This window comes from Aerosakkonema sp. BLCC-F183, from assembly GCF_041929145.1.
GTDB lineage: Bacteria > Cyanobacteriota > Cyanobacteriia > Cyanobacteriales > Aerosakkonemataceae > Aerosakkonema.
The window spans coordinates 1-9723 of sequence record NZ_JBHFNU010000095.1; the positions used below are offsets into that span (position 1 = coordinate 1).

10 protein-coding genes are annotated in these 9723 nt (G+C 42.0%); all 10 read right to left on the bottom strand.

The window, feature by feature from the left end; all coding sequences use genetic code 11:
• Positions 1–1494: DNA polymerase (locus ACE1CD_RS27900; protein ID WP_374826903.1), on the bottom strand; the 1494-nt coding region annotated here is incomplete at its 3' end.
• A 478-nt stretch (positions 1495–1972) separates the two neighbouring features.
• Positions 1973–3394: a DNA polymerase III subunit gamma/tau gene (gene dnaX, locus ACE1CD_RS27905; protein WP_374826904.1), complete on the bottom strand. Its 1422-nt coding sequence runs from the start codon at positions 3392–3394 to the stop codon at positions 1973–1975.
• 46 nt (positions 3395–3440) lie between these two features.
• Positions 3441–3719: a hypothetical protein gene (locus ACE1CD_RS27910; protein ID WP_374790239.1), complete on the bottom strand. Its 279-nt coding sequence runs from the start codon at positions 3717–3719 to the stop codon at positions 3441–3443.
• A 1591-nt stretch (positions 3720–5310) separates the two neighbouring features.
• On the bottom strand, positions 5311–6702 hold the full coding sequence (dnaN, locus tag ACE1CD_RS27915) for a DNA polymerase III subunit beta (RefSeq protein ID WP_374790241.1): 1392 nt from the start codon (positions 6700–6702) through the stop codon (positions 5311–5313).
• 103 nt (positions 6703–6805) lie between these two features.
• Positions 6806–6988: a hypothetical protein gene (locus tag ACE1CD_RS27920; RefSeq protein ID WP_374790243.1), complete on the bottom strand. Its 183-nt coding sequence runs from the start codon at positions 6986–6988 to the stop codon at positions 6806–6808.
• A 1-nt stretch (position 6989) separates the two neighbouring features.
• On the bottom strand, positions 6990–7886 hold the full coding sequence (locus ACE1CD_RS27925) for a DUF5895 domain-containing protein (protein ID WP_374790245.1): 897 nt from the start codon (positions 7884–7886) through the stop codon (positions 6990–6992).
• Between the two features lie 110 nt (positions 7887–7996).
• On the bottom strand, positions 7997–8311 hold the full coding sequence (locus tag ACE1CD_RS27930) for a hypothetical protein (protein WP_374790247.1): 315 nt from the start codon (positions 8309–8311) through the stop codon (positions 7997–7999).
• A gap of 6 nt (positions 8312–8317) precedes the next feature.
• Positions 8318–8515, bottom strand: coding sequence for a hypothetical protein (locus tag ACE1CD_RS27935; protein WP_374790249.1), 198 nt, complete (start codon positions 8513–8515; stop codon positions 8318–8320).
• 149 nt (positions 8516–8664) lie between these two features.
• Positions 8665–8880: a hypothetical protein gene (locus tag ACE1CD_RS27940; RefSeq protein ID WP_374790250.1), complete on the bottom strand. Its 216-nt coding sequence runs from the start codon at positions 8878–8880 to the stop codon at positions 8665–8667.
• Between the two features lie 17 nt (positions 8881–8897).
• On the bottom strand, positions 8898–9723 hold an 826-nt coding region (locus tag ACE1CD_RS27945; protein WP_374790252.1), incomplete at its 5' end, for a hypothetical protein.

A 9723-nucleotide genomic window follows, 5' to 3' on the forward strand; every position in this document is an offset into this window, starting at 1 on the left:
ACCCTGCAAATTCATCGACCCATAATGCACGTTCTTACTAACAGCCCGCAACATCGCCGCCATCTGATGATTAGCATGAGATTTATCCTTAACCCACAGACGAATATTATCCTCAGTCCAATCATAACCCAGACCTTGAATAAATGCGATCGCCGAAGCAATCGAACAAAAGATTTCTTGAGTATCCGAATTCAACCGCTTAGTTAACTCACTATCCCCAGAAGCCTCACAAGCAATCCGAGTATGTGCTTTCGAGAGGTCAGAAACAATCAAGCTAGTACTCGGATGCGCCACAAAAACCGTTCTAATCCCAGGCAAATTATAAGCTTGTAACTCCCCAGGAAAATTACTCGGATTCGGAGGATTTTGCAAATTAGGATGTTGGCTACTACTGCGACCAAAAGCCGCCCGATTAATTTGCGTATAACGAGAACGCACATATCCATCCCGCAACGATTCCTTCAGATTACTCAGATAATCCAGATAAGTCTTAGTAGTCTTAATCACCGAAATCAACCTAAGTTCAGGAATATCCCAATACTTACTCAAAGAATCAGCATTCACCTGACTTAATTTCAGCTTGAATTTGCCATTAATCAACTTCGGTAACTCCTTAGTTGAATAGAGATAAGGAACCGCTTCAGGAAAAGTAGAACCCAACCTATTTACCAAATCCTGATAAGCCTTTTCATACTGTACGGTAACACTATCCAAAACCGCCTCATTCACAGGCATCCCATAATAAGCCATCTGTGCAAAAGCAGGTGCAGCACTACACTCAGCCAAATAGGAATTCCACACACCAATTTCCTTCAACAAAGGTTCGAGTCGGTCATGTACTTGCAGAACTACAGAGGCATCTAAACCTGCATAATTTAATTGGTTATTACTCAGTTCCCCACCCCCCTTATCTCCCCAACCCCATTCAGACTTCTGTTCCGTTTTATCTATATTAATGCCAAGACGCAGACAAACAGAAGCCAAAGAATGTGGCTTATTGTTAACTTTATCCAACCAAGGGTCTAAACCAGCCCAATATACCTGACTCATCAACTTAGTATCGCGAATACAGCGAATTTTAAAGCCATACTTCGCCAACATCCATTGTTGCTCAAAATCCAAAGAATGTCCCACAACTTCTACAGTTGGATTAGCTAATCTTTCTGTCAAAGTTTCCCAGAATCCCAACGCCTGAAGCTGTTGTTCGATAGGCACTCTTTGCTCATTATAGAAACCATTATCAATTAATAACACCCAAACTTCATTATCTATAGTAATAGCTATAGAAATCAGGCGAATTTCTCCACTATTGGGGTCAAGAGCGCTGTCAGGTTCCCCTGAATTGCCAAAAGTTTCTAAATCGAAGCCAAATCTATTAGCTTGTTTCCATTCTTGTAGAAGTTGAGGAAATAGGGGATTGTCGAGCAGAACTATATTGGATTGAAGTTCCTCTTCCTGTTGCAGGAATAAACTATATTGAAAATATTGTGGCATGAAAACACCTAGTTAAAATTCGTTATCAATAAATCTACCAATTCCCTACTATTATAGTAGCTAATTTATCAATCGCCGGGATTGGTATGATACAAAGATATTGGCAAAATTAATGCTGTCTTGTATTTATGATAACTAGCAAAATTTAGCCAGATAAAAACTAGAAAATATGGCAGAGTGAGCCATAGATACGCCCCACTATAATATGCTTGATTTAGTGGGGGAGAATGTAATATTATGTCCTTAGCATTGGTAGTGTAAGAGTAATATCAGGCTTTTTTGGCGGGAATCCAGGGGGAAATTTTTACCGCAGATGAAACACAGATAAACGCAGATAAACGCAGATGTAAGCTTTTACCTTTGTGTAGGAGACACAGATATTTATCTCCTTATCTATGTGACAGATAAAATGAGATTACACAACCAATGTCACGGGACATAATATAATTATTTTCCCCAGCTAAAATCAAGAAACTATTTAGCTACACACAGAAACTTTAATCGGTCTAGAAGTAACAGAACTAAATGCTGATTCCAACGCAGCAATTTGGCTATCCACCCTTGGTTTCAAAGCAGCACTTTTGACAAATACAGTAGCCGTGTCCTCTGAGAAACTAGCCAATGAACCATGTTGAGAAAGCAACACTTTAAGCGCCGGAGGAACTTTGGCTAGCACAGGTTGCCAAATATTACTATTAGGAACAGCAGCAGACGTTGGTGAAACTATCGGTGATACAGTCGGTGTAGATTTTATCCCAGATGTGCTATTAGCATTGGAATTACCGACACTCTGTATAGCACCGGGGAGTAATCCCAGGATAGCAACTTCTAACCACAACCAAGCTTGGGTAGAAAATTTGATTTGAGCTTCACAATTTCTCAGATGTTGTTGAGAAGCTAAAATGGTATGGCGACCCAACGAGATAGCCAGTTGTTTGCATTGTTCTGTTGTTCCCTGTGCTAACTCCAAATCAATTTGATTATCCCCGTTGTTGAGAGCAATCAGCATTTTGGTGTAGAATTCAATTAAATTCTGAAGAACCACCAATGGCTCTTTCCCGGAATTGAGGATGGTGCGAATTATATCAATAGTATCCAATTCTTCATCAGATGCGATCGCACTCACTAACTCCACTAATTCTTGCTCTGGTACAGCCCCCACCAAATCCCACACTTCTGGCGCTGCAATCGGCTGTTCTAATAAACTAAGTTGCTCCAACAAAGAAAGCGCATCCCGCAATCCGCCTGTGGCTAACTGTGCCACCAAGTGTATAGCAACTTCATCAATTACGACACCCTCAACTTCAGCAACGGTTTTCAGATGTTCCACCATTGCATCCAAACTAATCCGTTGAAAATTGTAGCGTTGGCAGCGAGAAATGATAGTATTTGGTAACTTTTGAGGTTCCGTAGTACACAGGATGAACACCACGTTGGGCGGGGGTTCCTCAAGGGTTTTCAGAAGAGCCTGAGTCGCTGCACCACTCAATCCATGAGCTTCGTCGATCGCATATACTTTATAGCGACCTTGTACTGGAGTCAAGTGCGCCCCCGTACAGATTTCCCGAATCTGGTCAACCCCATTATTGCTGGCTGCATCGAGTTCTAGCACATCGATGGCAGCACCATTGGCAATATCTCGACAAGAGGAACAGCGACCACAAGGAGACGCTGTGGGGCTATCCGCTTCCAAACAGTTGAGGGATTTAGCTAAAATGCGAGCAGAAGAGGTCTTACCAGTCCCTCTTGGCCCAGTAAACAGATAGGCACTGGCAATGCGCCCAGAGTTGATAGCATTAGTAAGGGCAGTAGCGATCGCATTTTGACCCACTAAATCAGCTAAAATCTGCGGGCGGTACTTTTGGTGAAATGGTTGATACATATACAATTCAAAATTCAAAATTCAAAATTCAAAATGAAGATGGTTGGTAGACTTGGGAGACTAATTAAGGTTCGTTGAAATGAGTGGGTAAATCTTTCAGATACTTCGATTTGAGCTTTCCGTCTTGCCAATAACGCAAATAAGGATAAGGGCCGTATTCTTTACCCTGCTTCTTGTTGCGTATCGTCTTCCACTCAATCGTGCCCCGTCTCTCCCCTGGTATCGGCTGATTTGACCGTTCGGTTGCTTCTAGCAATCCACCAATAATGGCGTGCAACTTTTCCAAATCCGGGCGAGGTAGTTGCAAAGCCGCATTCAGCAGGGTTTCTAAGTCACTGTCCATAGCCTTTTAGGGTACAAAAGCCGTCGAAACATACCCTAAATTTAGGGTATAAAAACCCATTTTTGTACCCTAAAAAACTGCATCTCCGCCAGCCAAAACCTCCTATATAGTATATATAGCAATGGTTCTGGCTCATTGCACATAGTCGTTTAGGGTATAAAATCGAGTTTTTGTACCCTAAAAACTCCCAGTAGCCAGGAAAAGCCTCCTATATACTTATATAGCAGTGGCTCTAGCTCATCCTGCTTAGTCTTTTAGGGTATAGAATCCGGTTTATGTACCCTAAAAAACTCCTAGTAGCCAGGGAAAGCGTCCTATATACTATATAGCAATGGTTCTGGCTCATGGCCCATACCCTTTTAGGGTATATTACCGCTGAAACATACCCTAAATTTAGGGTATGAAAACGGATTTTTGTACCCTAAAAAACTCTAGCCAGCCAGCCAAAACCTCCTATATACTATATATAGCAATGGTTCTGGCTCATCGCACATAGTCGTTTAGGGTATAAAATCGAGTTTTTGTACCCTAAAAACTCTTGGTCGCCAGGGAAAGCCTTCTATATACTATATATAGCAATGGTTCTGGCTCATCGCGCATAGTCGTTTAGGGTATAAAAACCGATTTTTGTACCCTAAAAACTCTTGGTCGCCAGCGAAAACTCCTATATACCATATAAAGCAATGGTTCTCGCTATCCTGCTTAGTCTTTTAGGGTATAGAATGCGGTTGATGTACCCTAAAAACAGCCCAAGGCGATCGAAAACAGCTAATACCCCTTATATAATAGTAATCCTAGCTCAGGCGCTTAGCCTTTTAGGGTATGTTGCAGCCAGAAGTGTACCCTAAATTTAGGGTATAAAATCTGGTTCATGTACCCTAAAAACAGCCCAACGGGAGCGAAAACGCTTAATACCCTTTATATAGCAATAGTTCTGGCTCATGGCCCATGCCCTTTTAGGGTATATTACCGCTGAAAGATACCCTAAATTTAGGGTATAAAAACCGATTTTTGTACCCTAAAAAACTCCATCTCGCCAGGGAAAACCTCCTATATACCATATATAGCAATAGTTCTGGCTCATAGCGCATAGTCGTTTAGGGTATAAAATCCAGTTTTTGTACCCTAAAAACTCTCGCTCGCCAGGTAAAGCCTCCTATATGCTATATATAGCAATGGTTCTGGCTCATAGCGCATAGTCGTTTAGGGTATAAAATCCAGTTTTTATACCCTAAAAACTCCTGGTAGCCAGCGAAAGCCTCCTGCATACCTTATATAGGAATGCTTCTAGCTCATGGACTATAGCTTTTTAGGGTATAAAAACCGATTTCTGTACCCTAAAAAACTCCATCTCGCCAGGGAAAACCTCCTATATACTATATATAGCAATGGTTATGGCTCATCGCGTATAGTCGTTTAGGGTATAAAATCCAGTTTTTATACCCTAAAAACTCCTGGTAGCCAGCGAAAGCCTTCTATCTACTATATATAGAAATGGTTCTAGCCCATCGGCCATAGTTTTTTAGGGTATATTTTTGGAAAAACATACCCTAAAAAGCACTGAAAACATACCTTCGCAGTAACCTGTGCTTCACATTGGGAGTGCAGCCAGTTCTAACTCAGCTTCTTCTGCTTCTGTTGTTGATTCTATTTCCCTAACAGGCGCTGACAACGGCTCATCTGACAATGGTTCATCTTCAACTAATGAAGATTCTTTAATTTCCGCTGTTGGAGTTTCAGAAGACAACTTCCGTCGTGCTGAACGCTCAGGCTTTAAAGATTCACCACCAAGTTCCACAGGCATCACTAAAACTGTAGCAGAAGACAGAGTACTATCCGGTAAATGGATAGTAGCAGGATAATGGGGTTCGTTAAATGAAAAACGCAACTCAGAAGAAGGGATAGCTTTAATAGCAGGGATAAGGACATCAGCATCAAACCCAATCTGGAAATCCTCACCTTTAATTAAAGCAGGTAAAGATTCAGCACCAGAACCAATATCTTTCCCTTCCACATACAGAGAAACCACTTGTTCAGTTGAATTAAGAACGAAGCGAATAATTTTGTGCTTGTCAAAAGTAGCAAGACGAGTCACCGCTGCCAATATTTGCTGAGAACTAACAGAAACTTCTCGACTCCACTGGGATGGTATCAATTGGCGATAATCAGGATAACTTCCAGCCAAGGCGCGACAAACCAGAGTAAAGTTAGCCCCAGCAAACATGATTTGGCTATCATTGAAGTGCAGTTCAACTGGAAAATCATCCTTGCTTTCTGTCGGATTACCCAAAAGCTTCTGCAACTCCTTCAAAGCACTTTTAGGAACAGTAATAGCTAAACTGCTTGACTCAGTAATTGGGGATTTCCTCTTGCCTTTGGTTTTCTTTTCAGGCGGAGGCTCTTGTTTCTCACCATTGGTATGGATAGAATCTTTAACCACAGCCAGAGATTTGCCATTAGTGGCAGCGAATTCCACACTCTCCCCTGACAAAGTTAACCTAACACCAGTAAGAACTAACCGAGTTTCATCCGATGCGGTGGCAAACAAAGTAGTTTTCAATCCACGCGCTAGAACACTGGCAGTCAATATAGCAGAATTACCTGTGGATGGCTCTATGGTAGGTAATTGAGGAAATTCAGATGCCGCCATACCTCGAAAATTGTAGCGTTTGCCAGAACAGGTTAATGTAGCTTCCTGTTTATCTGGGAGAATAGTAAATGACAGTTCTTCCTCTTTTGGCAAAGTAGAAATAATGTTTGATAAATGTTTAGCTGGAAGTGTAAAAGCACCTTCTTGCTCAACAGATGCTTCCAAATGTGCAGTGATACCCAAACTGAGGTCGAAAGCGCCAACTTCTAATTTTTCGTTAGATGCTTTGAGGAGAACATTGGCAAGGATAGGATGATTTGGTTTACTCGGTATTGCACCCATAACTGTATCGAGTGCTGCATCGAATTGCTTGGCAGTACAAGAGAATTTCATGGTATAGCTAGGGACTAGGGGCTATGGCGTCGGGGCTAGGGGAAGAATGGCGTCGAATCAAGGGTTTCAGGAATTAAGAATGTCCTAACCGCCGATTCGGTTGCTATATTTCGTTGAATTTAGTGTAGATAATGAAAGCCTTTATCCACTCCAAAAACTTAGAGTGGATAAGGAAATGAGAAACCGTATCTAAGCGATATGTCTCCGGTACGCTGCTGCGATTGCGCTCTCGCGCAGTGCTAGAAGCGATCGTACAGAATGCTAAAATCGGTAAAGAACCAACCAACCTATCGACTTGCTTGAGTTTGCGATTGAGCAGGTGGCAGTTGAGGCATTGAGCTAGTGCTACCCGCAAGACCAGGTACCATCAGAGGTTGAGCAGGTTGCAGAGCTTCCCAAACCTCCTGTTTGCGCTCCTGATTGAATCCCACAAAATACTGCTTCCAAGTTTCCAAACTAGGAACCTCGTGGCTAGCTACTTTACAGGCAGGGCTTTTCTGCGTTGTCCCCGCTAATTCCCGTACCGTGGTAAAGCAGAATACGCACAAGCACTTGAAAAGATTATTCTTACCCCTGGCGGCGATGCGGTTACTGATAGCATGGCAAGCCGTCATTTCATCGATGAAAGCTTGCCAGTGGGTAGCGAAGGTAGCTTGGTTAGCACCACTAGCCCGGTAAGATAATGGAACTTGGTGTAAAGGCTGATTCTTCTCATCAAGCAAGATAATCTCAAAATATTGAGTATTGCCGATATTCTCCTCATCCTTGTATTCTGGTGAATAGCGCCCCAAGATTACCAATTGTTTCGATTCTTTGGTAGCCTTGCGATCGTAAGCTAAAGTAGGAGTTCTAGGACACACCAGCATTCGAGGGGAAGGTGTGAGAAACCCTTGTTCCTCAACCCCAGTAATCTCGAACGTATAGGTAGTAAGTAACTTTTCATCAAAATTGAACCACCCAGCTTTCGCCATTTGGTCGGCGGGAACAAAGTAGCCGCACAATTTGGGAGTGCTACCCCGCAATGCCTGGATACGCGGTAATTTGGCATTAGGGTCGAGATAGATGGGGTCAGCAAACTCATCCCGTTCTAATTCGATTTCGATTTCTGGAGTTTCCAGTGCAGTTGGAGTAGCGCTATCTGCTGAAGTGACAGGCTGGTTTGATTGAGATGCTTTGTCTTTCACTGATTTAGAGATAAATTGTTAATCCTTCTGTGGCGCGTCAGCGCTTGGATACTAATGATGAGCAAAGAAATTTCCTGATTTGATGAGTAATCAAGGAAAAATCTCTGCTACTAAAATGGAATCTCTTCGTCTGAGTCACCAGCCACAATTGATGTATGTTTCTCAGGGACGTTGGGAATGACAACAGGTAAATTCAGGGAATTCAACTGGGTGATGATGTCTTGTTTTTTCGACTCAACAAGAAGCTGTTGCAGTCGAGTGAGATGAGCGATAATCTCCGTTAATTGTTTCAGACAGCTTTGGGTAAATTTGATTTCCAGGTATTCCTGATTATCAAAGATAACCAAGCTTTTGAAACCGGAATTATCAAAAGAATTTACCAAGCTGTTCGGAGAAACATCACAGATGAGTTGTTGGCGAATCATAATTAATCAATAATGCAAATCGATGTCAGTGTCACCGATATGAGAGTAATCCCACCGTTCGTACCATTCTTTTTCTCTATCATCCCTTTCTTCTTCGGCGTTTGATGTGTGACCACATTCGCTGGAGTGCGGCGTAGAGATTATCGTTTTTGGCAAAAATAAGGGAGTATTAGTGGATAGAGAAGCTGAGTTTTTTGGTGCCATAATGATAAACTTTTGATAGCAGTACGTCGCCATGAATGGCGCGTCAGCGCGTTCAACAATTCAAAAGCCAAATGCTTTCATTCAAAATTACACGAACCCACAAACCTAAATAGAAGTAAGTCCATGAGGTTGGTTTTTGAATTTGGAGATTATGAATTTTGAATTGAAAAACAGTTCATTTTATTAACCAAAGAAGTCGCATTGGTCATTTTCCACCCTTGTCGAACACAGTTTTCTTTAGCTTGCTCAAGTTCAGTGAGAGTTTTGAGCAGTTTGTAGCGCCTAAAACCGCCGTAAACAGGAAACACATAGGTTTGCCATCCCTGTGGTATTTCTACGTAGCTGACTTGTTTAAAGATTCGCATGGTTACAACTAGGATAGTTAATGAATCATTTGGTTATAAATGACTTGCTGATGGATTTTAATTAATTCCCCTAGATTATGAATCGCTCTCCCTAAATTAGCCGCTCGACTTCCCATTGCTCTAGTTTCTATCCCTGAATTCCTTAAGGTTTCACAGATGCGACAATGACATAAAGGGATTGCCAAATTACCGGAGAGAACTTGGGGAACTCTATGCTTGATTAACTTATTCTCTCTAGCTTCGTAGAAGAACCCTAAGAAACTTTCCCGTAGCCAAGAACTTCCATCAAAAGAATTGATACCTATTTGAGCGAAAGCTCGCACGTACTCAGGGGAGCATAGACCAAACACATGGATATGAAAAATCAAAGGTAAAGCTTCTCGGATAGCTCGAATGATTGTAATATTCCCACGTTTTTGGCTAGCATTAATAGCTAAACCTCCAATGGCGAACGCATGATATCCTAGTTCATACAGCCTAACCGCATTCCTAATTTTCTCTTCAATAGTTACACCATGAATTGTTGCCAAAGGTCGGCAGAATGGTAAATGCGTTTTGGCTAAAACGATGAATTCCTTGGCACATTTTAAGTTAAATTGACGGCGAAACTCTAAATCGCTATTTGGTAGTAGGATGTGGTCGGGACAAGTTATAAAATCCCCAGGCTTAGCTTTGAGACTTAGATATTGGTTGATGCAGAATAAGGGAGTTACCAGAGAATTTCCAATTTGAGGAAGATTGAGGCGGCTATAACGAATCGCACTACAATCCCAAAAAATTGGTGCTGGCGATGGAGGAAACATAGCAGGCTTATTGGATAGAGAAATTAACCAGCCATCTGGT

Coding starts and splice junctions, on each gene's coding strand:
- ACE1CD_RS27910 (WP_374790239.1), bottom strand. CDS start 3,719: ATGGACAGTGACTTAGAAACCCTGCTGAATGCGGCTTTGCAACTACCT.
- dnaN (WP_374790241.1), bottom strand. CDS start 6,702: ATGAAATTCTCTTGTACTGCCAAGCAATTCGATGCAGCACTCGATACA.
- ACE1CD_RS27930 (WP_374790247.1), bottom strand. CDS start 8,311: ATGATTCGCCAACAACTCATCTGTGATGTTTCTCCGAACAGCTTGGTA.
- ACE1CD_RS27935 (WP_374790249.1), bottom strand. CDS start 8,515: ATGGCACCAAAAAACTCAGCTTCTCTATCCACTAATACTCCCTTATTT.
- ACE1CD_RS27940 (WP_374790250.1), bottom strand. CDS start 8,880: ATGCGAATCTTTAAACAAGTCAGCTACGTAGAAATACCACAGGGATGG.